Here is a 23,324-nt window from a genome sequence, read left to right as displayed (position 1 = left end):
GCGTTGGTTCAGTCAACACATGAGTGTCAGTGAAACCGCTTTCGCGAGCAGGCTCGCTCCCACAGGGGTAAGGATCAACGCTGAAGTCGATCCAGCGCTTCACCACTGCGCTTGAACCAGCCAATCAGATAATCCGCAAGCACTTGCGTGCGTTTGGGCAATCCACCCTGATACGGATGCACCAGGTACATCGGCATGCGCCGGGTCTGAAAGTCGCGCAGGAGCCAGCGCAATCGACCGTCAGCCAATTCCGCTTGCAACAAGTAGGACGGCAATCGCGCGATACCGGCGCCACTGAGTGCGGCTTTTTTGAGCAAGCTGTAATGATTGCTGGCGAACGGTCCAGACACCCGCACCCGCAACAATTCGTGTTGCTGGTGGTACAGCCATTCCTCGCGGCCACTGTAGTGGCTGTTGAGCAGACAGCGATGTTCGGCCAGTGCCTGCGGCGTCAGCGGTTCACCGAAGCGCTCCAGATACGCCGGACTCGCGCAGGTCATTTCCTGCCAGGCCAGCAACGGTTTGGCGACCAGTCGCTGGTCATTGGCCACCTCGCTGCGGATCCCCAGGTCAAAGCCGTCCCGTGACAGATCGCGGTAACTGTTGTTCAGCTCCAGCTCGATCTGTACCTCGGGGTATTGCTGCGAAAACTCCAGCAACAAACCATCGAAGAAGGTTTCGCCCAATGACACTGGCACAGTCATGCGCACGGGTCCGGCCATATCGTCCTTCAGCCGCGCCAAGGCCTGGCGCGCCCTCTCCACCTGAACGACCAGCGCCTGCGCCTGCGGCAACAACGCTGCGCCGGCAGCAGTCAGGCTCAAACGCCGAGTGGTGCGCTGCAGCAACACCACGGAAAACTGCGTTTCGAGCTGGCTGATGCGTTTGGACAACTGGCCCTTGCTGCAGCCCAACTGCTGCGCTGCCAGGGTGAAACTGCCCGCTTCGATCAACACCGCGAACGCCGCCAGATCATCCATCTCGCTCATGGATTGTTTCCAATTGAAAACCAAAGGTTGCCTATTAGCACGCTTATCCACAGAAAAAACCACCCTAGACTGAAACCTCGTTCAATCACTTGGGGTACAGCTCGATGAAGATTTTGTTGATAGGCGCAGGCGGCACCATTGGTTCGGCGGTGGACAAAGAGTTGTCGCAACGCCACGAAGTCATCCGTATCGGGCGCAACAGCGGTGACTTGCAGGTGGATATCAGCGACAGCGCGTCGATTCGCAAGCTGTTCGAACAGACCGGCAAGTTCGATGCACTGGTGTGTGCCGCCGGCAACGTGACCTTCGCCCCGCTGGGTGAGATGATGGAAGACAGCTTCGCCCTCGGCCTGAAAGACAAACTCATGGGCCAGGTCAATCTGTTGCTGATCGGCCGTGAATTCGCCAACGACGGTGCCTCGTTCACCTTCACCACCGGCGTACTCAGCCATGATCCGATCCGCAGCGGCGCCTCGGCAGCGCTGGTCAACGGCGCTCTGGACAGCTTCGTCCGCGCCGCCGCCATCGAATTGCCGCGCGGCTTGCGGGTGAACTCGATCAGCCCGACCGTGCTGCTCGAAGCGATGGGCAGCTACGCCCCGTATTTCCGCGGCTACAAGCCGGTTCCTGCGGCGGATGTGGCATTGGCCTACGCGAAGAGTGTCGAAGGCTTGCAGACAGGTCAGACATTTCACGTGGGCTAAACCCTTGTGATGAACGGTCAGCCTGCGTAACGTGGCGACACTTGTCTGGAGATCCGAAGATGCGTGTTGCCCGTTCGTTAGTCCTTGTCGCCCTTCTGCCATTGTTTGCCGCTTGCCAGTTGCTCGATGGCGAGCGTGAAAGTGCGTCGCATGTCGGGCAAACGCGGATGCAAGGCCAACTGACTGCTGCTGACGGCAAACTGGTGTTCCAGCCGTGCCAGGATCAGCGTCAACTGGTGGTCAATGACATCGGTGGTACCAGCATTCTGCAAGAAGCCGCGACCCTCGCCGATGAGCAAGGCAAGCTGTTCGCCGATGTGCGCGGCAAGGTCACTGGCGACCGTCTCGATCTGACTCAGCTGTATCGCGTCGAACGTTCCGGCACCGCCTGCGATGATCCGAATTTCAAACTGCTGATCCTCCGTGCCGCCGGCCATGGCCCCGAGTGGAGCGCCAAAGTCAGCGGCAAAGGCATGGTCATCGACCGCGCAGGCCAGCCGCCACTCGCCGTGCCGTATGTTGAAGAACAATTGGGCGACGGCCGCTTCAATCTGAGCAGCGAGGCCAACAACCAGCGCATCGAGTTGTGGGTCGCACCGCAGCGCTGCGTCGACAGCAGCACCGGCAGCGTGCAGCACATGAGCGCCGAGTTGCGCATCGACGGCCAAGTGCAGCGTGGTTGCGGGTATTTCGGCGGATCGCGTAACGACTGAGCGTTTTAGCCTCACCGGATCCGGCCTTTGCGGCTTATAATCGCGGCCTTCAAACGCCCTGGCGCAGTTGTGCGCCCCGCGAACCCGGATCCTCGCCATGTTACGAATCACTGAACTCAAGCTGCCAATCGACCATCCCGAAGAAGACCTGCGCGCTGCCATCGTGCAACGTCTGGGCATCGCCAGCGATGACTTGCTTGATTTCACCTTGTTCAAGCGCAGCTACGACGCGCGCAAAAAGTCCTCCGAACTGTGCTTCATCTACACCATTGACCTCAACGTGCGCGATGAGGCCCGAGTGTTGGGCAAGTTCGCCGACGACCGTAACGTCAACGTGGCGCCGGATGTCAGCTATAAATTCGTCGGCGAAGCGCCAACCGATCTGGACCAGCGCCCGATCGTTGTCGGTTTCGGCCCGTGCGGGATTTTCGCCGGTCTGCTGCTGGCACAGATGGGTTTCAAGCCGATCATTCTCGAACGTGGCACCGAAGTCCGTCAGCGCACCAAGGACACCTGGGGCCTGTGGCGTAAAAGCGTGCTCAACCCCGAGTCCAACGTGCAGTTCGGCGAAGGCGGTGCGGGCACGTTCTCTGACGGCAAGTTGTACAGCCAGATCAAAGACCCGAAATTCCTCGGCCGCAAAGTCCTGCACGAATTCGTCAAGGCCGGCGCGCCGGAAGAAATCCTCTACGTCAGCAAGCCGCACATCGGTACATTCCGTCTGACCGGCATGGTTGAAAACATGCGCGAGCAAATCCGCGAACTGGGCGGCGAAGTGCGCTTCCAGGAACGCGTCAGCGATGTGCTGATCGACGACGGCCAACTGGTCGGCGTGCAACTGGCCAGCGGCGAAACCCTGCATTCGAAACACGTGGTTCTGGCCCTCGGCCACAGTGCCCGCGACACCTTCCGCATGCTCCACAGCCGTGGCGTGTTCATGGAGGCCAAGCCGTTTTCGGTGGGTTTCCGCATCGAACACCCGCAGTCGCTGATCGACCGCGCGCGCCTGGGCAAATACGCCGGGCACCCGAAACTCGGTGCCGCCGACTACAAACTGGTGCACCACGCTAAGAACGGCCGTTCGGTCTATAGCTTCTGCATGTGCCCGGGCGGCACCGTGGTCGCGGCGACGTCCGAGCCGAACCGCGTGGTCACCAACGGCATGAGCCAGTATTCGCGTAACGAGCGCAACGCCAACTCCGGCATCGTGGTCGGCATCACCCCGGAGGTCGACTATCCGGGCGGCCCGCTGGCCGGGATCGAGTTGCAGGAACGCCTGGAATCCCATGCGTTCATCCTCGGCGGCAGCGATTACAAAGCTCCGGCGCAACTGGTCGGCGATTTTATCAACGACATTCCTTCGACCGAATTGGGTGAAGTTGAGCCGTCGTACAAACCGGGCGTAGCGCTGGGAGACCTGTCCCTGGCCTTGCCGGACTTTGCCATTGAGGCGATCCGTGAAGCTTTGCCGGCGTTCGAGAAGCAGATTCGCGGCTACTCGCTGCATGACGCGGTGTTGACCGGGATCGAGACGCGTACTTCGTCGCCATTGCGGATTACCCGTAATGAATCGCTGCAAAGCATGAACGTGAAAGGCTTGTTCCCGGCCGGTGAAGGCGCGGGTTATGCGGGCGGGATCCTGTCGGCGGGTGTTGACGGGATTCGTATTGCCGAAGCCGTGGCACGGGACATCCTCGGCCTTACTGACTGACACAAAACCCTTGTAGGAGTGAGCCTGCTCGCGATCGCGGTGTGTCAGTCAACATTTATGCTGTCTGACACACCGCGATCGCGAGCAGGCTCACTCCTACAGTTGATTTCGGTGTGTCAGATATTGGCGCGCAGCACCGAAGTCGGCAGCGCCTCCCCACGCTCGGCACTCGCCGTCACCGCTTCGATCAACCCGCTCAACTCATACCCCTGCGCCTTCAACCAATCCTGATCGTAATAGGTGTCGGCATACCGTTCGCCGCCATCGCACAGAATCGCCACGATCGACCCCGACTCCCCCGCCGCTTTCATCTGCTGCGCCGCCATCAGGGCGCCGATCAGATTGGTTCCGCTCGAGCCGCCGACATGCCGCCCCAGACGCTGCGCCAGATAATGCATCGCCGCCAGTGACAAGGCGTCCGGCACCTTGACCATCGCATCGATCACCTTGGGCAGGAACGACGCCTCCACTCGTGGCCGGCCGATGCCTTCAATGCGCGAACCGCAATCCAGGCGCAAACTCGCATCGCAGGTCTGGTAGTAATCGAAGAACACTGAACGCTCGGCATCCGCGCACAGCACGCGGGTGCAATGCTGGCGATAGCGCACGTAACGACCGAGCGTCGCGGTGGTGCCGCCAGTGCCGGGGCTGGAAATCAGCCAGCTCGGTTCCGGGTGCTTTTCGTAACGCATCTGCTGGAAAATCGATTCGGCGATGTTGTTGTTCGCGCGCCAGTCGGTGGCGCGTTCGGCGTAAGTGAATTGGTCGATGAAGTGGCCGCCATGTTCGCGAGCCAGACGCTCGGACTCGGCGTAGATTTGCGTGGGATCTTTCACCAGATGACTTTGGCCACCGTAGAACGCGATCTGCGCGATCTTCTCCTTGGACGTGGTCGCCGGCATTACCGCAATGAACGGCAAACCGAGCATCCGCGCAAAATACGCCTCGGAAATCGCCGTCGAACCGCTGGACGCCTCGATCACCGGCGCGCCGGGTTTCAACCAGCCATTGCACAACGCATAGAGAAACAGCGAACGAGCCAGACGATGTTTAAGGCTGCCGGTCGGATGACTGGACTCATCCTTGAAGTACAACTCGATGCCGGCAAAACCCGGCAGCGGCAAAGGGATCAAGTGGGTGTCGGCGCTGCGCTGAAAATCCGCTTCAATGATGCGGATGGCTTCGCGGGCCCACTGTTGGTGGTCGCTCATGGTGATGGTTCTCGTTGAATCGGCAGGAGATGAATCGGTTCGAAAGGCTCACTCATCAGCTTAGGAAAAATCCTATAGCGCGCACAGATACAGCTGAGTCTCAATATGTCAGACAACTGCTAGGCTCAGCGTGGCTTGAGCCAGACACCCTGTAACGACATATAACAAAAAAGAATATAACTTTTGTTTTAACAACTAACAGTACGGGTTAGGGTGTCCCACCTTTTGACTTTATCGATGGAGAGCGACCTTGCCTCTGCGTAGCACTTTCACGCGTTTCTTTCAGTTGGAAGCTGCCAGCGGTCTGTTATTGATCGCCGCGGCCGTGCTGGCTTTGATTATCAACAACTCGCCGCTGTCGTGGCTGTACACGGGCCTGCTCGACACTCCGGTGGTGGCGCAGATCGGTGCGTTGAAAATCGCTAAACCCCTGCTGCTGTGGATCAACGACGGCCTGATGGCGATGTTCTTCCTGCTCATCGGCCTGGAAGTGAAGCGCGAAGTCCTCGACGGTCAGCTGTCGAAACCGTCGCAGATCGTCCTGCCCGGTGCAGCCGCAATCGGCGGCATGCTGGTGCCGGCGCTGATCTACTGGTTCCTCAATCGCGACAACCCGGCAGCTCTCGATGGCTGGGCGATCCCGACCGCGACCGACATCGCCTTCGCCCTCGGCGTGCTGGCCCTGCTCGGCAAGCGCGTGCCGGTGTCGCTGAAGCTGTTCCTGATGACACTGGCAATCATCGATGACCTCGGCGCGATCGTGATCATCGCCATCTTCTACTCTGGCGAACTCTCGACGCTGTCGCTGGGGCTGGCGGCGGCGTGCATCGCGGCGCTGGTGGCGATGAACCGGCTCGGGGTGGTCAAGCTTGGGCCGTACATGATCATCGGACTGATCCTCTGGGTCTGCGTCCTCAAGAGCGGTGTTCACGCGACGCTGGCCGGCGTGACGTTGGCCTTCTGCATTCCATTGCGCACGAAAAACGCCGAGCCGTCGCCGTTGCTGACCCTCGAACATGCGCTGCACCCGTGGGTGGCCTACGGCATCCTGCCGCTGTTCGCCTTCGCCAACGCCGGCCTGTCGCTCAGCGGCGTCACCGTGGAAAGCTTCACCCATCATGTGCCGATGGGCATCGCGGTAGGCCTGCTGTTGGGCAAGACCGTCGGCGTGTTCGGTCTGACCTGGCTCGCGGTCAAAACCGGCATCGCCGCCCTGCCCCAAGGCGCCAACTGGGGTCAGGTGCTGGGCGTTGCGATCCTGTGCGGCATCGGCTTCACCATGAGCCTGTTCGTTGGTTCGCTTGCGTTTGAACCGGGCGTGAGTGATTACGCCGGGATGGACCGGATGGGGATTTTGACCGGGTCGATTCTGGCGGCGCTGATTGGTTATGCGGTGACGGCGGCGGCGAGTCGCAAGAATTCCCAACCGATGTAATCTTTGTGGCGAGGGAGCAATCTCTCTCGCCACAAATTTCCTGCTTTCCCGCTACACAGCGATCAATCCCACGTCTTTAGCGACGCGTCCTACAGCCACCATTTTCCTGCTTCGTTAACGTTGCGCAGCCCTTTGCGAAGGGCTGTCGATGGATGAGCGAAAGGACGATCAGTGGCTGGCAACAAGGACATTCCCCGGGTTCAAAACCCACCGCAAGGCGACGGACATCACGTCACCTACCGCTACATGACGGCCACTGAACTGGCCGAACGCGACGCCAGACAAAACGTTTATGACGCCATGCTGGCGCGGCAGGAAGCTTTCGAGCGCAGCCGTGAGGTGGCGGTCAAAAAAGCCAATCCCGTTCGGGCTGGCTGTGTATTTGCCAAATCCTGCAAATTGCCGGACGCGATTATCGATTACTCCAGTCCTTCGGGAATGGTGCCGACTGACAGTCTCAAGGATTACGGCGACCTGATTCTGTTGGGTGCGCGAGAGGCTGATGAAAGCGGCGCAGTTCCTCTCAAGAAAATCGGTGCAACTGCTATTCCAGCTGGATTTGGCAGTCTGGCTCTGGCGGGATCAGTGTTTGAAGCACTGCCCGCTGCTGTATCCAGTGCGGCTGTTGCGCCTTTAGTTGGTTTGGTTGTGCTGTTCATGCCATCGAACCTTGGTGACAGCGCGCTCTATGCCGACGAACAACTGCGTGGACTTGAACAGGCGCGAACGCGTGTTCGGTTGAGGGTCGAACAGCAGGCCGACGGCAGCCTGAAGGGCTACGGCTTTTACACCGGCAAAAATCGCGATTGGGAAATGGTTGATGTCGTGCAGTTCAAGTTGCGTGACAGTCAGTTCATTGCTGACGTGGGTGAAGGCGTAGAACTGATCTGGACGCCTGCTGTGGATGGCTCGGACATCCTCGGTATCCCCGCGCTGGAGGCGGCACCGCAGGCGCCGCATATCTGGGTTTATCCGCCGACGAAAGCGGCGGATGGAATTCTGGTCAATCCGGTTTATCCGCCGGAGTACCGGGATTTTATTCTGGTTTTTCCGGTGGGGACGGGGGTAAAACCGTTATACGTTGTACTAAACACAGCACGCAAAGGCTTGGCACCTGCTGGCCATAGCTACCATAAACCGCCGTCTACAGAGCAAATCACCGCATTTCCAGACTTAAAAAAAGTTAAAGACAAGAATCCAGTTCAGGGCGGAGGTGGACTTCGTAAGCGCTGGACAGATGCCAAAGGAAAGAGAATTTACGAATGGGATTCAAGGCACGGAGAATTAGAAATGTACCGAAGCGATGGAGCTCATCTAGGAGCATTCGATCCCTACACCGGTGAACAACGTGAAGGGCCTATAAAAGAAAGAAGCATCAAAAAAAGATATCTGTGAGGAAAAGATGGGACTAGAACTGAGACTGGAGTGGTACGACACAGCAACCCTGCAATTGCAGGGCGAGGAGTCGTCAAAAGATCTGGGGGATGATGAATCAGTACTGAATGCCTTAGGCATTCCGGTGGAGGGCAACATCAATAATGGCAGCTTCAACGTCGTCGAGAAGTGGGTTGCGACCATTCAGCCGTACTTTCAACATCAGATTATTCTGAGTGCCAACGACTATCAAATTTCGTTTGACTACAGTTAATACCGACAAACAGGCTGTTGAAACTTAATGCGCTACCTTTCGATAACCGGCTTTTACCCTGATGACGCTCAAGACGACTCTTTGCAATTCGAGTTGTATATGAAAGATGGCGAGATGAACGAAAAAGTCGCACAGCTCATTGAGTCTAGGCCCCTAAATGAATTGGAACCCGGAGAGCTGTTATTGACTACAGATCAAGTCACTGCGCTGGAAACTCTTCTCAAAGTTAGCCTCCCCAAGGGTTTGGAGTTCTTCATGGGCACCTGTGCTGATTACTGACTACCGAATTGGAAGCAAAAAACAAAAACCCCGACCAGTCACCTGATCGGGGTTTTCTTTACCCTACATTCCGCTTAGTGCGAAACGCGGCTGGTCCCGCCAACGGTGGAGATGCGCACGCGTTCGCCAACGCGGAACACTTCATTCTCCTGAACCTGCTGCACATAGGCACGCATGCTGCCGTCGTCTTCACGTACGGTGATTTCCACGCCTTGGGTGCGGGTCAGACCTTCTTCAGTCGCCGAACCAATCAGACCGCCCGCCACCGCACCGATCACCGCGGCAACGATGCTGCCCTTGCCGCCGCCGATGGCGCTACCGCCAACGCCGCCGACCACTGCGCCTGCTGCGCCGCCGATCGGGGTTTTGGTGCCCTCGATTTTCACCGGGCGCAGGGATTCGATGGTGCCCATGCGAATCGTCTGCACGCGACGCGCTTCGTCACGGGAGTAGGAGTCACCGGTCAGGCTCGATTGGCAGCCGGTAAGCAACATCGCCATCGTGGAAAAGGAAGCAACCAGCAGAACAGACTTACGCATAGTATCAACTCCAAAGGAACATATGTTCATTAAACTCCGTGGCTTGACGCCTGTCACGACACCGCCCGGATAAATTGGCTTTCATTCAGGCGCGGTACAGACGCCTGCAAGGTTTCCCAACAGTAGCGCCAAATGACCGATTCTGCGCCACCGACACCAAGGATTTTCATGGATTACTTCATCATCGTCGTCACCACGGCCGCCGGTCTGTACTTCCACTGGTGGTTGTACGTGCGGATCAAGCGCTGGATGGATCGCGACCTGGCGTTGTCGCTGGCGGGCAAGGATGAAGGCAAACGCGCTTTCATGCTTGAACAGTTGGCGAACGCTCAGGCGCAGAAGATCAAGCGCCGGGATCTGCCGAAGTGGCTGGAGGCCGCTGCGGCAGGCTATCCCGCTCGGTAGACTGCTTAAGGTGCCAGACGTTCAAGAATCCAGTCGACGCCCTGCACACGGTAGTTGAGGCGATCGTGCAGACGGCTCGGACGGCCCTGCCAGAATTCGATGCGCTCAGGCAGCAAGCGATAGCCACCCCAATGTTCCGGGCAGTCGGGTTGAGTGTCGGAGAAACGCTGCTCGGTGGCCTTGAGCAAATCTTCCAGTTCACCGCGCCCATTGATCACCCGGCTCTGCGGTGAGGCCCAGGCACCAAGACGGCTGCCCAGTGGACGCACCTGATAATACGCATCGGACTCTTCAGGCGTGACCTTCACCACCCGCCCTTCGATGCGCACCTGGCGCTCCAGGGTGGGCCAGAAGAAGGTCATGGCGGCGAACGGGTTGGCCGCCAGATGCTGGCCCTTGGCGCTGTCGTAGTTGGTGAAAAAGGTGAAGCCCTGCTCGTCCAGGCCCTTGAGCAACAGAATGCGGCAATGCGGTCGCCCATCCTGGTCAACCGTGGCCAGCGTCATGGCGTTGGCTTCCACCGGCGCCTGTTCGGTTTTCACCGCGTCGGCGAACCACTGGTGGAACAACGCAAACGGCTCGGCCGGCGCTTGCGCCTCGGTCAGACCATCCCGGGTGTAATCACGACGCATATCTGCCAGAGCCTGGGTCATGGCGCATTCCTTTTCGTTAGCGGATCACTTCTTGGTGGCATCGGTCGCGGCGACTTTCTTGTCGGTCGCGGCGGCTTTGGCGGGCGCAGTCTTTTTCGCTGGAGTCTTGGCCGGGGCCTTTTTGGCCGGTGCCTTGGCGGCAGCTTTCTTAGCCGGAGCCTTTTTGGTTGCCGGAACAGCGGCTTTTTTCGCCGCCGGGGCCGGAGTTACCGGTTTGGCGGCTGGTTTGACGTCTTGCGCGGCGACCATGGTCACTGGCTTCGGCGCTGGCATGTTGTACTTGCTCAGTAAGGCAACCATGGTGTTCTGCGGGGTCACCAGCAATTCGACGCGACGATTCAGGGCACGACCTTCAACGCTGTCGTTGGCGGCACGCGGCGCTTCCGACCCCATACCGCGCAGCATCAGGCGATCACGCTGCAGGCCGCTGAGACGGAAGATTGCGGCAACCGACTGCGCACGTTCCTGGCTGAGCTTGATGTTGGCCGGAGCGGCACCGCTGGTGTCACTGTGACCAAGCACCAGCACGGCGGTTTTCGGGTCGGATTCGAGGATTTTCGCCACGCGGGTGAACGGGCCGAGCGTGACCGGCAGCAACATGGCTGGACGATCCGGGTTGAACGAGCCTTCGACCGGCGCGGTGACAACCAGCACGTTGTCACGACGCTCGAGTTGCAGGTTGCTGTCCTTGACCGCTTCACGCAGACGCGGCTCGTAATCGTCGAGCCAGGCCTGGGTCACTTTCGGGTCCGGCATCGGCACGGCTTTGCTGGTGGGTTGATCCTTGCCACCGAACGGCCACCACCATTTGCCACCCGCGTCGGCGTCAGCTTTGGCAACGGCTAGCGGTTTTTTCGCTTCGGGGGCAACTTCAGCCTTCATGTCGGCCTTGGCCGCTTCCTCATCGGAACCGAACGGCCAGTACCACGGGTTGCTGCTTTCGGTTTTGGCCACGGGTGCAGTGGCGGCAGGTTTCAGCGGGGCGGGGGCCGGAGCCGGCTCCTTGGCCGCGACTTTGTCGGAAGAGCCGAACGGCCACCAGCTACCGCCGTCCGCATCGTTTTTCGGAGTCTGTGCACAACCAGTGATTGCTACACACAGGGCCAGGGCGAAGGTCTTTTTAGATGACATTGAAAATCCACAAAATGAAGTAATGAAAAATCAGAGCACTTTCGCCCGGATAAACAGTCGCTTTGAATCGAAAAACCGTTCGAGGTTCCGGCCCTGGCACCCCGAGTGAAACTTTACAGACAAGTGGCAAGCACCCGCGCGAGCTTCTGCGCGCGCGGATCCATCAAGACGTACGGCCCAAGGGTATTTGTCACAAAACCGAACGCGACATCATGCTCAGGGTCAGCAAAACCGATGGAGCCGCCCGCGCCAGGATGGCCAAACGCCCGTGGGCCGAGGCCGTAGGTGGCGTTGGGCACGTCGGGTTGATCAAGCATGCAGCCCAGACCGAAACGGGTGCGGGTCAGCAAGGTCTTGTCATCGCCAAGGCTGTGTTCGCGGGTCAGCTCTTCGAGCATGTCGCTTTCGAGCAGGCTGCCATCGAGCAGACCGGCATAAAAACCGGCCAGACTGCGTGCGTTGCCGTGGCCGTTGGCCGCCGGTTGCTGCATGCGCCGCCATTCCGGTTTGTTGGTGCTGGTGAGCACCGACGGCGGATTGGTGAAAGCCCGGGTGGTCATCGCAGTCGGTTCGCGCATGGTGACTTGCAAAAGACGTTGCGCGGCGGCATCACCGGCGTTGCCCTTGCCGCGCGCGATATGCGCCACACGGTGGAACTCTTCGTCAGCCAGTCCCACATGGAAATCCAGGCCCAGCGGTTTGGCGACACGGGCGACGATCGACTCGCCCGGCCCGCGACCGTCAACGCGGCGCAGCAATTCGCCGATCAGCCAGCCATAAGTGATCGCGGCATAGCCGTGACCGGTGCCCGGCGTCCACCATGGTGTTTCAGCCGCGAGGGCGTCGACCATGGTTTGCCAGTCGTAGAGGGCTTCCGGCGCCAGCAACTCACGCAGCGCCGGCAAGCCGGCCTGATGGCAGAGCAATTGGCGCAGGGTGATGGACTCTTTGCCGGCGGCGGCGAATTCCGGCCAGTAGCGCGCAACCGGAACATCCAGTTGCAACTTGCCTTCGGCGACCAGTTGCAGCGCGGTGACAGCGGTGAAGGTTTTGGTGCAGGAGAACAGATTGGCGATGGTATCGCTGTGCCAGGCTTCAGCACCATCCTTGTCGGCCGTGCCGGACCAGAGGTCGAGGACGGTTTCTCCACCGACCTTGATGCACAGGGCTGCGCCGCGTTCCTGGGGATCGTCGAACAGTGCGGCAAAGGCTTCGCGCACCGCTTCGAATTGAAGCTCGTAATGTCCCTGAATCTGCACCCGCAACTCCCCCGCGAAAACGCTCTACAAAGTGGCCCGCATTGTTCCAGCCCTTGAGGGATTTGGGAACAGCTGCGGGCCGGACGGTTATTTCGGACTTTTCGTTGAGGCGGCTGACGCCTTCGCGAGCAAGCTCGCTCCCACACTGGATCTGTGTATCACGGAAGATCTCCTGTGGGAGCGAGCCTGCTCCAGGCGGCGTTCCGACGAAGAACGATGACGCGGTGGCTCAGGACTCAGTGACCATTGCCGGAATGACCACCGGCATGCCCTGCCCCCGGCCCTTTACCGGCCTCGCCTTTCCTGCCGCCCTCAGCCTCATGCCCCGCCGCTACGGCCGCTTTCTCAGCCTCTTTGCCAAGCTGATCAATGGCCTGCAAATTGCTCTTGCGCACCGATTCGACAAAGCCCTGATACGGCAGATCCGTCACCCCGACCAGACCAAAATGCCCATTCTCGCCATCGAGCAAGCGCCCGGTCACCGGTTGATCCAGATACTGGAACCAGTGCACGCCGACAATCGATGGCTCACTCAAGGCTTGCTTGAGGAAGTTGGCGTACGCCGGGCCGCGATCTTCTTCCCTCGCCAGTTGCGTCACGCCGCCCCAGAACGGGCCACGATCCGCTGAGCCGAAGTTGAATTCAGTGATCAGCACCGGTTTGTCCAAAGCCCCCAGGGCGGCAAAGTCATAGCCGTCCTGCGGTTTCAACGTGTACATGTTGAAGCTCAGCACATCGCAATACTGCGCGCAGGACGCCACGGCTTCCGGCGTACTGATGGCGAAACGGCCGCCGAGCAGCAACTGGTTCGGCGCGTGCCACTTCAGCGAGTCGGAAATGGTTTTGAAGTACGTGTCGGCGAAGACCTTCTGGAAGTATTTGAAGTCCGCCTCGATTTCCGGATGTTCCGGGCTCGGCAATGGCGGCACGAAACCCGGGTCCTCCATCAATTCCCACGCCGGCAGATCAATGCCCCACGCCTTCGACAGCCCTGCCTGATTGCGGTACTTGTCGCGCAACTGCTTGAGGAATGCACGTTTGGCCGGCACGTCGGTGGTCATTTTCAACGTGCCGTAGGCCAGCGCGTAGCGGGATTTCGGATCATCACCGGGACCGGCCCACGCCAGTTCATTGTCGGCGTAATAGCCGATCAGCCACGGATCATCGCGGTGATCGCGGGCAGCGATGGCCACGGCGCGCTCGGTGGCCATGGCGAAACGCGGATCGAACGGATCCGGCATGCCGCCCCACCAGTCGCTGCCGGTGCTGATGCTGGTGTAGTCGCCGACGATCGACAACGGCAAGGTGTACGGCACGCGTTCGGCATCACTTAGCGAATCGGCGCTCCAGTTACCGACCGTGTTGAAGCCCCACGCTTGCAGGCGATCAAGCGTGTGGCTGGCCCACTGCTGCTCATCGATAGTGGCCTTGCACGGCTCGGCAGCCGGCTCCGTCGTCGTTTGAACGGTTTCGGCCCTGGCCGCCTCAGCGACGCCGGACTTCGGCTCGGCAGGTACAGAAGCAGGCTCGGCGGCTTGCACCGCTGCCGCTTCAGCGGCTTGAGTCTTGGCCGCCTCTGCTACCCCGGATTTGCTCTGACTGTCGGCTTTGCACGGTTCACCGTACACGCGCTGCAGGTTGGCGCCGTAGAAGTCATACCAGCGCCCGTTGCCATACCCCCGGCCCTGATCGACACCGTTGCCGCCACGGTTGTCGCCATCGCCAAAGTGTCTGGCCAAGGGTTCATCAGGTTTCGGCAAGGATTCAAACATGTACTCGCGACCGGCCACGTAGGTCTGGTTGACCTGCGGGCTGACGGTGTTCACGCCCAGCGAGTAAAACGGGTGTCCTTCAGGCGTGACCAGATACCAGCGGCCATCGCGCTTCTCGGTGCGGAAGAACCCGCTGGCCTTGAAGGCCGGACCTTTGTTCCAGCCACCGAACTTGTCCAGCGAGGATTTTTCACGCTCGGCCAGCCAGGTTTTCAGCTGTTGCTGTTCCTTGGCGGCGGCGGACTTCAGTTGTTCGTCGTTGCTGATCTTTTCCGGCCACTTGCTGCGGGTCGACTGCCCGTAGGCATCGACCAGATTGCCGTAAACGGACTGGGTGACCGACTCGCCATCCTGCACGCCGAAGCGTTCGAGCAGCAGGCTCTGGGCGACTTTCGGCTGATCCATCGACAGGCTCACCGAGACCACTTGGCTGCGATCGATCTCGCCGCTACTGCTGGCGAGCAGGATGCGCTGACCATCGACGGTCATCGGCATCGGCGGCCCGGCTTTCATGCCAAGACTCAGCGGTGTCGACGCCACCAGCGGTACCAACAGGGTTTGCGCGGGGCCGGCCGGCAGGTCGACGCGGCTGACCAGGGTGCGGCCGTCGTTGCTCTGGATCTGTACGTAGACCGTCACCGCCCAGTCCATTGCGCTCTGCAAACGCAAGGTCATCATGCCCGACTGTGACCAGTCCCAGGCGCCGGTCTGTGGCGTCAGACGCAAGGTCGGACGGGCCACCGGGTTGAAGGTCACCCGGCGCAGCACTTCGCCCTCAGGTGTTTGCTCGGCATTGGCTTGCGGCAGATCAGCATTTTCTGTGGCGATTTTCACCACGTCGGCAGGACGGACAAAGTTGAACAGCGTCTGCTGACCGGCGGGCGCTGCCAGCAATGGGGCAGCGAAGATCAAGGCAAATACGGCGGGCAACGAACGGCGGATCATAAGAACGGAGTTCTCCCTAACGACCAAAAGGCCAATGGAAAAGCGATGGCAGAGAGATAGACAACACGGCGAGCAAAACTGCCCACCGTTGTCTCAGGATATTTCACGACGGAAAGGAGGCAACGCATTGAGGATCGCCTTGCCATAGCGCTGGGTGACCAGGCGCCGATCGAGCAAGGTGATGGTGCCGCGGTCTTCTTCAGTCCGCAGCAGACGCCCGCAAGCCTGAACCAGCTTCAGCGAAGCATCGGGCACGGAGATTTCCATGAATGGATTGCCGCCACGGGCCTCGATCCATTCCGACAATGCCGCTTCGACCGGATCATCCGGCACCGAGAACGGAATCTTGGCGATGACCACGTGCTCGCAGTAAGCACCCGGCAAGTCGACACCCTCGGCAAAACTGGCCAGACCGAACAGCACGCTGGAATCACCGCCATCGACCCGCGCCTTGTGCTTGTTCAGGGTTTCCTGTTTCGACAGGTTGCCTTGAATGAACACTTGCTTGCGCCAGTCGCGGTCGAGACCGTCGAACACGTCCTGCATCTGTTTGCGCGAAGAAAACAGCACCAGCGTGCCGCGCGAGCCTTCGACCAGATCCGGCAATTCACGGATGATCGCCGCCGTATGGGCAGCAGCGTCACGCGGGTCGGCCTTCAGATCGGGCACCCGCAACACACCGGCATCGGCATGATGGAACGGGCTTGGCACCACAGCGGTGACGGCTTTTTTCGGCAGACCGGCGCGCATGCGGAAACGATCGAAGGTGCCCAGCGCCGTCAGGGTGGCCGACGTCACCAGGCAGCCGTAGGCCACGTTCCACAGGCTACGGCGCAGGGTTTCCGCCGCAAGGATCGGGCTTGCGTTGACCTCGATGTCGAACAGCGAGCCACTTTCGGCCAGCGTCAGCCAACGGGCCATCGGCGGGCTGTCTTCCGGGTCTTCGGCGGTGAACGCGGTCCACAGCTCCCAGTTGCCGGAGGCGCGGGACAACAGGCTGCCAAACAGCGGGTACCACTCTTCGGCTTGATTGCTGGCGATGCCGATGTTGACCTCACCGTCCATGCCTTCCTTGAGCAGGTCGGTCAGGCGCGTGAACAGATCGTTGAGACGGGCAAAGCCTTTTTTCAGCTCAATGCCCATTTCGCGCATGTGCTCGGGAATCACCCCGGCGACGAAACGATGGCGCGGACGCTCACGACCCTCGACGTCTTCGCCGGGTTTGAAATCGGCGACCTGCTCGCAGGCGCTGAACATGAACTGCTGCTGGGTCTTGATCTCCCGCGCCAGCTCCGGCACTTGTTCGATGAGCTTGCCGAGGTCGCCCGGCAGCGGATGCTGGGCCAGCAGTTTGGTCAGGTTCTTCGCGGTGGTTTCCAGCCAGTCGGCCGTGGAGCGCAGGCGGGTGTAATGGGCGAAGTGGCCGATAGCCTTGTCCGGCAGGTGGTGGCCTTCGTCGAACACATAAATCGTGTCGCGCGGATCCGGCAGCACCGCGCCGCCGCCCAGCGCCAGGTCAGCCAGGACCATGTCGTGGTTGGTGACGATCACGTCAACCTTGCCCATACCTTCGCGGGCCTTGTAGAAGGCGCACTGGCCGAAGTTAGGGCAATGGCGGTTGGTGCACTGGCTGTGATCGGTGGTCAGGCGCGCCCAGTCGGCGTCTTCCAGCGCATTCGGCCAGCTGTCGCGGTCGCCATCCCATTTATTGCCGGCAAGTTTTTCGATCATGCTGGTGAACAGCTTCTGACTGGCCTCATCGACTTCGATCTTGAAGCCTTCTTCTTCGAACAGCTGGGCGGTGGCGGTTTGCGCGTGGCCTTCCTGCAACAGCATGTCGAGCTTGGACAGGCACATGTAGCGGCCACGGCCCTTGGCCAGGGCGAAACTGAAGTTCAGCCCGCTGTTGCGCATCAGGTCAGGCAAATCCTTGTAGACGATCTGCTCTTGCAGGGCCACGGTCGCGGTGGCAATCACCAGGCGCTTGCCGGCCAGCTTGGCGGTCGGGATCGCGGCCAGACTGTAAGCCACAGTCTTGCCCGTACCGGTGCCGGCTTCCACCGCGACAATCGCGGGGTCGCCACTGCGCCGGCCTTCGTCGTCGGTGTCGATATCCCCGAGGACTTTGGCGATTTCAGCGATCATCAGGCGCTGGCCGTAACGCGGCTTGAGGCTCTTGGCCTCTAAAAAACGCGAATAGGCGCCCTGGATCGTGGTTTTGAGTTCAGTGCTGATCATTGAGTGTCGGGCGCAAAAAAACGCTGGATAAATTTTCAGTGGTTTGGATCGGCGGCTATCATACCCCGCGAATCGATCCTGCGCAGAACGGAGTAACCCAATGACACTTTTTAGCCTCGTCTACCCCCTGCATGTTCTGTCCGCCCTGGTCTGGGTCGGCGGCATGTTTTTCGCCTGGATGATCCTGCGCCCGGCGGCTGTGAAGGCCCTCGACGGTCCTGCCCGACTGACCTTGTGGGTGGAAGTGTTTCAAGGTTTTTTTCGTTGGGTGTGGGTCGCGGTGATTCTGTTGCCGATCAGCGGCGTGGGCATGTTGCACCTGCAGCAGGTCGGGTTTGAGACCGCGCCGAAGTATGTGCAGGTGATGATGGGCTTGTATGTGGTGATGACGGCGTTATTTATCCGCATTCAGGGGTTGATGCTGCCTGAGCTGCGTAAAGCGGTGGAAGCGAAGGACTGGCCGGCGGGTGCGGCAGTGCTGGGGCGGATTCGCCGGGTGGTGGGGCTTAATCTGATTGTCGGGCTGGTGCTGGTGGCGATTGCGGCGGCAAGGCCGATGATCTGAAAATCAAAAGCCCCTCACCCTAACCCTCTCCCGGAGGGAGAGGGGGACTGAATGAGGGATATTGGAGAGTTACGCCGACCTGAGAGATTTTCTTTGAATCCATAATCGACTCGGTTTTTCAGGTCGATGGATAGCCTGAGTCACCTCGGAAAGCCCCTCACCCTAGCCCTCTCCCAGAGGGAGAGGGGACTGAATGGGGGATATTGGAGAGTTATACCAACTTGAGCGGATTGGCTTCGAATCCATAATCGACTCGGTTTTTCAGGTCGATGGGTAGCGTAAGTCACCTCGGTCGGCCCCCTCTCCCTCCGGGAGAGGGCTGGGGTGAGGGTAAAACGTTCAGAGGCGCTGCACAGTCACGGCACCTGCCGCCCCCACAGGTCCAGGCTGGCCATCCGCCCCGGCCTTGCCGTTCTTGCCGCCATCAGCGCGATACACCAGGCAACCCTTGGATTTACCACCCTTCCCTGCTTTGCCGCCAACGCCCGCCGGGCCACCGTTGCCGCCCGCGACATTGACCTTGATCAGCTCGGCAGGAAACTCGCGCGGCACTTCAAGGCGCACCAGCGCACCCGGTGCACCTGGCTGGCCATCGCTACCGTTACTGCCATCAAAACCGTGTCCGGCCGCGCCATAGGTGCAGCCAGGGTCTTCGCCGTTACCGCCATCGAGGCCGACAAAACCCGGCGCACCAGTGCCGCCACGGGCATCGACCAACAGTTGCGGCGCGTTCAACGCCTTGAATTGCAAATTCAGATTGCGCCCCGCACGGGCAGCTTTTTCATAAGTCCCCGGCGCCCCGCGCGCGGTGATCTGGCTGCCTTCGCTCAATTCGGCGCGGGCCACTTTCAACTCCAGCGCCTGTTCAGCCGGAACGATCGCAATGCGCGCTTCATGGCCAAGATGCAATTCGCCCACGGTCAGTTCGGTCACATTGGCGGGAATCAGCAAGGTGCCGTAATCCGCCACGTCCAGACGTTCGAGCTGCAAGGTGCTGGTGGTGTTGGGCAAACGCATCAGCGAATTGGTTTCGACGCTGACCACCTGGGCACAGGCCAACGGGCTGATGAATGCCGCGAGCAAGCAGAGTTTACGCATGGGAAGAAGCCTCCGGAGCGGCCGGGGCCGGGATGGTTTGCAGGTGGAAGACGCCAAACAGCAGGATACGGCCACGGTCGCGCCAAGGGTGCAGGCGACCTTTCAGGCTGCGATTGCACAGCAGCACTTCGAGCAGATGGATCAGCAACAGCAGAACGCCGGCCAGATTGACCAGCAGGTGCAACGGATGTACGAACGGCACCAGTTGATTGGCCAGTACCACGCAGCAGAACAGCAGGGTCAACAACCGCCCCAGCCACCAGAACACTTTCATACGCTCCCCCGTGTTGCGAATTATTCTTTGGGCGCACAGTAACGGCTTCTGCGGGGGATAAGCCAGAGGGGAAAATGAAAAAACTTCGATCGCCTGCCAAATGGCTGCCGAAACGACGCTGATCGTCGCCCGGCAGCTCTAGCCTGCGCCCTACAGACGCTTCCTATCGATTGATGTGCAGCTCGACACGCCGGTTCTGCGCGCGACCTTCATCGGTGGCGTTATCGGCAACCGGTTCGCTTTCACCGCGCCCTTCACTGGTGAGTTTGTCCGGCGCCAGGCCCTGGCTCAGCAGATACGCGGCGACACTGCTCGCACGCCGTTCCGACAAGGCCTGGTTGTACGCATCCGACCCTTTGCTGTCGGTGTGACCGATGACTTTGATGCTCACCACGTCGGCATTGCGCAGTTTGTCCATCAGCGTATCGAGCTGGGCTTTCGCCGCCGGGGTGAGGTCGGACTTGTCGAAATCGAACAGCACGCTGCCGGCATCACTGAGGGTGATGACTTCCGCTTGCGGCGCGGGCTCCGGCACTTTCTCCGTGACCGGGTATTGCGGCAGCGGGCAGCCACGATGATCGACCGGAGTATTTTCCGGGGTGTCCGGGCAACGGTCGCGTCGGTCGAAGACACCGTCGCTGTCTTCATCGCCGTCCTGGGCATAACAGATCAGTCCGCCGGTAAGAATCCCCAGCGCCGCGCCGCCACCGGCCCAGCCGCCACTTTCGAGGGCGCCGAGGCCGCCACCGACCAGCCCGCCGATCAGGCTGCAGATCGGCCACGTACGTTGATTGAGGGGTGCAGTGCCATCGCTGTGGGTGGCGCAACCGGTGAGCAAGCTGCCTAGCAGCAGCACCGGCAAGACGGACCTTGAGAAAACAGTCATTGTGAAAGCTCCTGTGTCACCGGCCCATACCGGTTACACAGGAGTAAAGACCCGCATCCGCGACTGCACAAGCCGCGGATGCGAGAGGGGGCTTAACGCTGGATTTTGATTTCGGTACGACGGTTTTGCGCGCGACCGTCAGCGGTTTTGTTGTCGGCCACTGGCTGGCTTTCACCCAGGCCGGACACCGAAACGAAGCTGGCGCGTGGCACACCCTGCTGGATCAGGTACTCAACCACCGAGTGAGCACGACGATCCGACAGTTTCTGGTTGTAGGCATCGCTGCCCACGCTGTCGGTATGACCGGTCACGGTCAGTTGCGCCGTCGAGGATTCCTGTTTCAGGCGGGTGGCGACCTTGTCGAGTACTTGCTTGTCAGGGCCGGTCAGCGTGGCCTTGTCGAACTGGAAGTGAACATCGCGGATGACAATGGTTTCTTCCTTGACCACGACAGCTTCTTCAACCACTGGCGCCGGGGCGGGTGGAGGGCAACCGTCAGCGTCGACCTGCACGCCTTTAGGCGTTCCCGGGCACTTGTCGCGACTGTCCGGCACACCATCGCCGTCTTCGTCGCCATCACCGTGTACCCAGCAATAGGCCGCTGCCGTACCACCGACCAGCAACGCACCGTAGCCGGCCCACGCCGAACTCTCGGTCGCGCCGAGACCGGCACCGACAACACCACCAACCGCCGCACAGGTCGGCCAGTCGGTTTTCTGTAAACCTGCGCAACCAGTCAACACACTGGTTAGCAGAATCAAAGGTAATGCTGTCCGAACTATGCTCATCTGGTTTTTCTCCTGAGGGATCGGCTTAGAACCGATTCAGGGAGTAAAGACCGGAGTTTTAATCTCCGCCAGCAATAGGCCACCGCTGTTTGCGAGCCTGTTCACAGGACTTCGGCACATTTGCCACAAACGGGCGCAACAGCGCGCTTTGCCGTCATCGTCAGGCAGGCTAGTCTTGGCGGTCTGAATGAGGAGCTTTGATGAACGTCGCCATTTCTTCCCGTACGCCGCAACAGGCGTTGGCCGCTTTGCTGGATCGCTACGCCCCGGCGCGTCTGCTGCTGATCGGCGCCAGTGAGTTTCCGGCCCTGAGCGCTTTTAAAGAAGCCCATCCAGACACTTGCGTAGCCCACGCCGCACCGGGAGCCTTGCCGGCGGAACTGGCGGCACAGCGTTTCGATCTCGCGCTGGTGGTCGATTGCCTGGAACATTTGCCCAAGCGCGATGGCCTGAACCTGTTGGGCGGGATTCGCAATCTCAACGCCAGCCGCATCGCCGTGCTGGCAGACCTGTCGGCCAGCGGCTGGCAGGAAACCGACTTCTATTCATTGGCGCTGCAAGCCAGTGAACGCTTTCAACGCGACGATCAAGTGCTGACCCTGTTCACCTATGATCTGCTTGACTACAAACAAGTCCCCGACTGGCTCAACTCACGGTTCTGGGCCAATCCGGAAAACTTCGGGAAATACTGGTGGTAATGCAATGAGTACAGCCATTTGCCCATGCGGCAGCGGCAATCTGCTGGAGGCCTGCTGCGGTCACTATCACGACGGCCACCCGGCGCCGTGCGCCGAAGCCTTGATGCGCTCGCGCTACAGCGCGTATGTGCTGGGGTTGATCGATTATCTGGTGGCGACCACCCTGCCCGCCCAGCAAGCGGGCCTCAATCGCCAATCGATCAGCGACTGGAGTGCGCAGAGCACCTGGCTCGGTCTTGAGGTGGAGAGTTCGGAAGTCTTCGGCGGCCAGCCGGAGCACGCCTTCGTCACCTTCACCGCGCGCTGGCATGACGATCAGGGTGAGCACAGCCACCGCGAGCGTTCCTCGTTCGTGCAAAACGCCGGGCGCTGGTACTTCATCGACCCGACAGTGCAGTTGAAACTGGGGCGCAATGACAGTTGCCCGTGCGCCAGCGGGCAGAAGTTCAAGAAGTGCTGTGCGGGGTATTTCGGCGCTTAGATTCGTCGGCGACTAGACTGGGGGCAAAAGGAGCTTTACTCGATGCTCAGTCAATGGCGCACATTCCAGGTTTTCACCCTGATGCTGATCCTGAACCTTGGCGGTTGCGCCTCGTGGTTCAGCGATGACAGCGTCGATCCCACCGTGCATCTGGTGAAAGTCGAAGTGGTGCGGGCCAAACTGCTCGAACAGAAGTTCATCCTGCATTTTCGCGTCGACAACCCCAACGACAGCGACCTGACCGTGCGCGGCCTTGAATACCGTATTCACTTGGCTGACATGCTGCTTGCCGAAGGTGAGCATGAACACTGGTTCACCGTCGGGCCGAAACGCAGTGCGTATTTCAAAGTGCCGATCCGCACCAACCTGTGGCCACGGGTAAAAGACGTGGTGAAAATGTTGAAAAATCCGAATCAGCAAATTCCCTATCGCTTGCAGGGTGAAATGGAAACCGGTTTATTCATCGCCCACTACGTGCACCTTGAGCGCAATGGCGTGATAATCCCCGCCGATTTAATTCCGGAGCAACACCGATGACTCAGCAACCTCATGTCCATGGCCCTGACTGCAATCACGATCATGACCATCATCACGAGCATGACCACGGCCACGTGCACGGCCCGAACTGCGGCCACGCCCACCAGGAACCGGTGCGCAACGCCCTGAAAGACGTCGGCCGCAACGACCCTTGCCCATGCGGCAATGGCAAGAAATTCAAGAAGTGCCACGGGGCTTGATGTCCGGGGCGAACATTCGTTTCGCCTGACAGACCGTTTTCGCGAGCAGGCTCGCTCCCACAATCAATTGAGTTCCCCGGTTGGAATGCAATCCCTGTAGGAGTGAGCCTGCTCGCGATGAGGCAGCCACACGCAACATCGTTGACGTCTGACGGACCGCTATCG

General features: G+C 60.1%; 25 protein-coding genes. 13 read left to right on the top strand and 12 right to left on the bottom strand.

Annotated elements, in window-relative coordinates; genetic code table 11:
* Positions 1 to 74 precede the first annotated feature (74 nt).
* On the bottom strand, positions 75 to 989 hold the full coding sequence (locus ACM6IV_RS18425) for a LysR family transcriptional regulator (RefSeq protein WP_414871081.1): 915 nt from the start codon (positions 987 to 989) through the stop codon (positions 75 to 77).
* Positions 990 to 1,093: 104 nt separating this feature from the next.
* Here ACM6IV_RS18425 and ACM6IV_RS18420 point away from each other — a divergent pair, with 104 nt between their 5' ends.
* The 3 genes from ACM6IV_RS18420 (at position 1,094) to ACM6IV_RS18410 (ending at position 4,117) form a co-directional block, all read left to right on the top strand.
* Positions 1,094 to 1,693, top strand: coding sequence for a short chain dehydrogenase (locus ACM6IV_RS18420; protein WP_414871080.1), 600 nt, complete (start codon positions 1,094 to 1,096; stop codon positions 1,691 to 1,693).
* A 59-nt stretch (positions 1,694 to 1,752) separates the two neighbouring features.
* The gene (locus ACM6IV_RS18415; RefSeq protein WP_414871079.1) at positions 1,753 to 2,406 is read left to right on the top strand and encodes a COG3650 family protein; all 654 of its coding nucleotides are present in this window, start codon (positions 1,753 to 1,755) and stop codon (positions 2,404 to 2,406) included.
* 97 nt (positions 2,407 to 2,503) lie between these two features.
* Positions 2,504 to 4,117, top strand: coding sequence for an NAD(P)/FAD-dependent oxidoreductase (locus tag ACM6IV_RS18410; protein ID WP_414871078.1), 1,614 nt, complete (start codon positions 2,504 to 2,506; stop codon positions 4,115 to 4,117).
* Positions 4,118 to 4,233: 116 nt separating this feature from the next.
* Here ACM6IV_RS18410 and ACM6IV_RS18405 read toward each other — a convergent pair whose 3' ends face one another.
* Entirely contained in the window at positions 4,234 to 5,328 is a 1,095-nt protein-coding gene (locus ACM6IV_RS18405) for a PLP-dependent cysteine synthase family protein (RefSeq protein ID WP_414871077.1), read from the bottom strand.
* A 250-nt stretch (positions 5,329 to 5,578) separates the two neighbouring features.
* Between ACM6IV_RS18405 and nhaA the strand changes: the two genes are divergently transcribed.
* The 4 genes from nhaA to ACM6IV_RS18385 all read left to right on the top strand — a co-directional run bounded on the left by nhaA (position 5,579) and on the right by ACM6IV_RS18385 (position 8,690).
* Positions 5,579 to 6,763, top strand: coding sequence for a Na+/H+ antiporter NhaA (gene nhaA / locus ACM6IV_RS18400; protein WP_414871076.1), 1,185 nt, complete (start codon positions 5,579 to 5,581; stop codon positions 6,761 to 6,763).
* A gap of 171 nt (positions 6,764 to 6,934) precedes the next feature.
* On the top strand, positions 6,935 to 8,158 hold the full coding sequence (locus ACM6IV_RS18395) for a colicin E3/pyocin S6 family cytotoxin (RefSeq protein ID WP_414871075.1): 1,224 nt from the start codon (positions 6,935 to 6,937) through the stop codon (positions 8,156 to 8,158).
* Between the two features lie 7 nt (positions 8,159 to 8,165).
* Positions 8,166 to 8,411 (top strand): colicin E3-like toxin immunity protein, encoded by a 246-nt coding sequence (locus ACM6IV_RS18390; RefSeq protein ID WP_034154981.1) that lies wholly within the window; start codon positions 8,166 to 8,168, stop codon positions 8,409 to 8,411.
* A gap of 27 nt (positions 8,412 to 8,438) precedes the next feature.
* The gene (locus ACM6IV_RS18385) at positions 8,439 to 8,690 is read left to right on the top strand and encodes a pyocin S6 family toxin immunity protein (RefSeq protein ID WP_414871074.1); all 252 of its coding nucleotides are present in this window, start codon (positions 8,439 to 8,441) and stop codon (positions 8,688 to 8,690) included.
* 74 nt (positions 8,691 to 8,764) lie between these two features.
* On the opposite strand, the gene ACM6IV_RS18380 is transcribed toward ACM6IV_RS18385, so the two are convergent.
* On the bottom strand, positions 8,765 to 9,229 hold the full coding sequence (locus ACM6IV_RS18380) for a glycine zipper 2TM domain-containing protein (protein WP_007969461.1): 465 nt from the start codon (positions 9,227 to 9,229) through the stop codon (positions 8,765 to 8,767).
* Between the two features lie 168 nt (positions 9,230 to 9,397).
* On the opposite strand from ACM6IV_RS18380, the gene ACM6IV_RS18375 reads away from it, so the two are divergent.
* Positions 9,398 to 9,634, top strand: a complete 237-nt coding sequence (locus tag ACM6IV_RS18375) for a hypothetical protein (RefSeq protein WP_095119201.1) — start codon at positions 9,398 to 9,400, stop codon at positions 9,632 to 9,634.
* 5 nt (positions 9,635 to 9,639) lie between these two features.
* On the opposite strand, the gene pdxH is transcribed toward ACM6IV_RS18375, so the two are convergent.
* The 5 genes from pdxH to dinG all read right to left on the bottom strand — a co-directional run bounded on the left by pdxH (position 9,640) and on the right by dinG (position 17,632).
* On the bottom strand, positions 9,640 to 10,287 hold the full coding sequence (gene pdxH / locus ACM6IV_RS18370; RefSeq protein ID WP_414871073.1) for a pyridoxamine 5'-phosphate oxidase: 648 nt from the start codon (positions 10,285 to 10,287) through the stop codon (positions 9,640 to 9,642).
* A 24-nt stretch (positions 10,288 to 10,311) separates the two neighbouring features.
* Positions 10,312 to 11,418 carry an OmpA family protein gene (locus ACM6IV_RS18365; protein WP_414871072.1) on the bottom strand — a complete coding sequence of 369 codons (1,107 nt, stop codon included), beginning with the start codon at positions 11,416 to 11,418 and terminating at the stop codon, positions 10,312 to 10,314.
* 113 nt (positions 11,419 to 11,531) lie between these two features.
* Positions 11,532 to 12,677: a serine hydrolase domain-containing protein gene (locus ACM6IV_RS18360; protein WP_414871071.1), complete on the bottom strand. Its 1,146-nt coding sequence runs from the start codon at positions 12,675 to 12,677 to the stop codon at positions 11,532 to 11,534.
* A 236-nt stretch (positions 12,678 to 12,913) separates the two neighbouring features.
* Positions 12,914 to 15,394 carry a beta-agarase gene (locus ACM6IV_RS18355; RefSeq protein ID WP_414871070.1) on the bottom strand — a complete coding sequence of 827 codons (2,481 nt, stop codon included), beginning with the start codon at positions 15,392 to 15,394 and terminating at the stop codon, positions 12,914 to 12,916.
* A 93-nt stretch (positions 15,395 to 15,487) separates the two neighbouring features.
* Positions 15,488 to 17,632 carry an ATP-dependent DNA helicase DinG gene (dinG, locus tag ACM6IV_RS18350; RefSeq protein WP_414871069.1) on the bottom strand — a complete coding sequence of 715 codons (2,145 nt, stop codon included), beginning with the start codon at positions 17,630 to 17,632 and terminating at the stop codon, positions 15,488 to 15,490.
* 100 nt (positions 17,633 to 17,732) lie between these two features.
* On the opposite strand from dinG, the gene ACM6IV_RS18345 reads away from it, so the two are divergent.
* Positions 17,733 to 18,197 (top strand): DUF2269 family protein, encoded by a 465-nt coding sequence (locus tag ACM6IV_RS18345; protein ID WP_038358134.1) that lies wholly within the window; start codon positions 17,733 to 17,735, stop codon positions 18,195 to 18,197.
* A gap of 339 nt (positions 18,198 to 18,536) precedes the next feature.
* Here the strand turns inward: ACM6IV_RS18345 and ACM6IV_RS18340 are convergent, their stop codons facing one another.
* The 4 genes from ACM6IV_RS18340 to ACM6IV_RS18325 all read right to left on the bottom strand — a co-directional run bounded on the left by ACM6IV_RS18340 (position 18,537) and on the right by ACM6IV_RS18325 (position 21,243).
* Positions 18,537 to 19,295, bottom strand: a complete 759-nt coding sequence (locus ACM6IV_RS18340) for a collagen-like protein (RefSeq protein ID WP_414871068.1) — start codon at positions 19,293 to 19,295, stop codon at positions 18,537 to 18,539.
* Entirely contained in the window at positions 19,288 to 19,569 is a 282-nt protein-coding gene (locus ACM6IV_RS18335; RefSeq protein WP_414871067.1) for a DUF1145 domain-containing protein, read from the bottom strand. The genes ACM6IV_RS18340 and ACM6IV_RS18335 overlap by 8 nt, the downstream gene beginning before the upstream one ends.
* A gap of 163 nt (positions 19,570 to 19,732) precedes the next feature.
* Complete coding sequence (locus tag ACM6IV_RS18330) at positions 19,733 to 20,455, bottom strand: OmpA family protein (RefSeq protein ID WP_414871066.1); 723 nt, start codon at positions 20,453 to 20,455, stop codon at positions 19,733 to 19,735.
* A gap of 92 nt (positions 20,456 to 20,547) precedes the next feature.
* Positions 20,548 to 21,243, bottom strand: coding sequence for an OmpA family protein (locus ACM6IV_RS18325; protein WP_414871065.1), 696 nt, complete (start codon positions 21,241 to 21,243; stop codon positions 20,548 to 20,550).
* A gap of 200 nt (positions 21,244 to 21,443) precedes the next feature.
* Here ACM6IV_RS18325 and ACM6IV_RS18320 point away from each other — a divergent pair, with 200 nt between their 5' ends.
* Genes ACM6IV_RS18320 through ACM6IV_RS18305 form a run of 4 tightly spaced genes read left to right on the top strand, consistent with a single transcriptional unit; the run spans position 21,444 to position 23,159 of the window.
* Entirely contained in the window at positions 21,444 to 21,941 is a 498-nt protein-coding gene (locus ACM6IV_RS18320; RefSeq protein WP_414871064.1) for a DUF6231 family protein, read from the top strand.
* A 4-nt stretch (positions 21,942 to 21,945) separates the two neighbouring features.
* Positions 21,946 to 22,422 (top strand): YchJ family protein, encoded by a 477-nt coding sequence (locus tag ACM6IV_RS18315; protein WP_414871063.1) that lies wholly within the window; start codon positions 21,946 to 21,948, stop codon positions 22,420 to 22,422.
* Positions 22,423 to 22,464: 42 nt separating this feature from the next.
* A complete protein-coding gene (locus tag ACM6IV_RS18310) occupies positions 22,465 to 22,959 on the top strand; it encodes an LEA type 2 family protein (RefSeq protein WP_414871062.1) in 495 nt (164 codons plus the stop codon).
* Positions 22,956 to 23,159 (top strand): SEC-C metal-binding domain-containing protein, encoded by a 204-nt coding sequence (locus tag ACM6IV_RS18305; RefSeq protein ID WP_034154967.1) that lies wholly within the window; start codon positions 22,956 to 22,958, stop codon positions 23,157 to 23,159. The genes ACM6IV_RS18310 and ACM6IV_RS18305 overlap by 4 nt, the downstream gene beginning before the upstream one ends.
* The last annotated feature ends 165 nt before the right edge of the window (positions 23,160 to 23,324 follow it).

It is taken from the genome of Pseudomonas sp. IT-347P, from assembly GCF_949768005.1.
Taxonomy (GTDB): Bacteria; Pseudomonadota; Gammaproteobacteria; order Pseudomonadales; family Pseudomonadaceae; genus Aquipseudomonas.
Note: the sequence above shows the minus strand (reverse complement) of the source record. Positions and strands in the feature narration are given on the sequence as shown.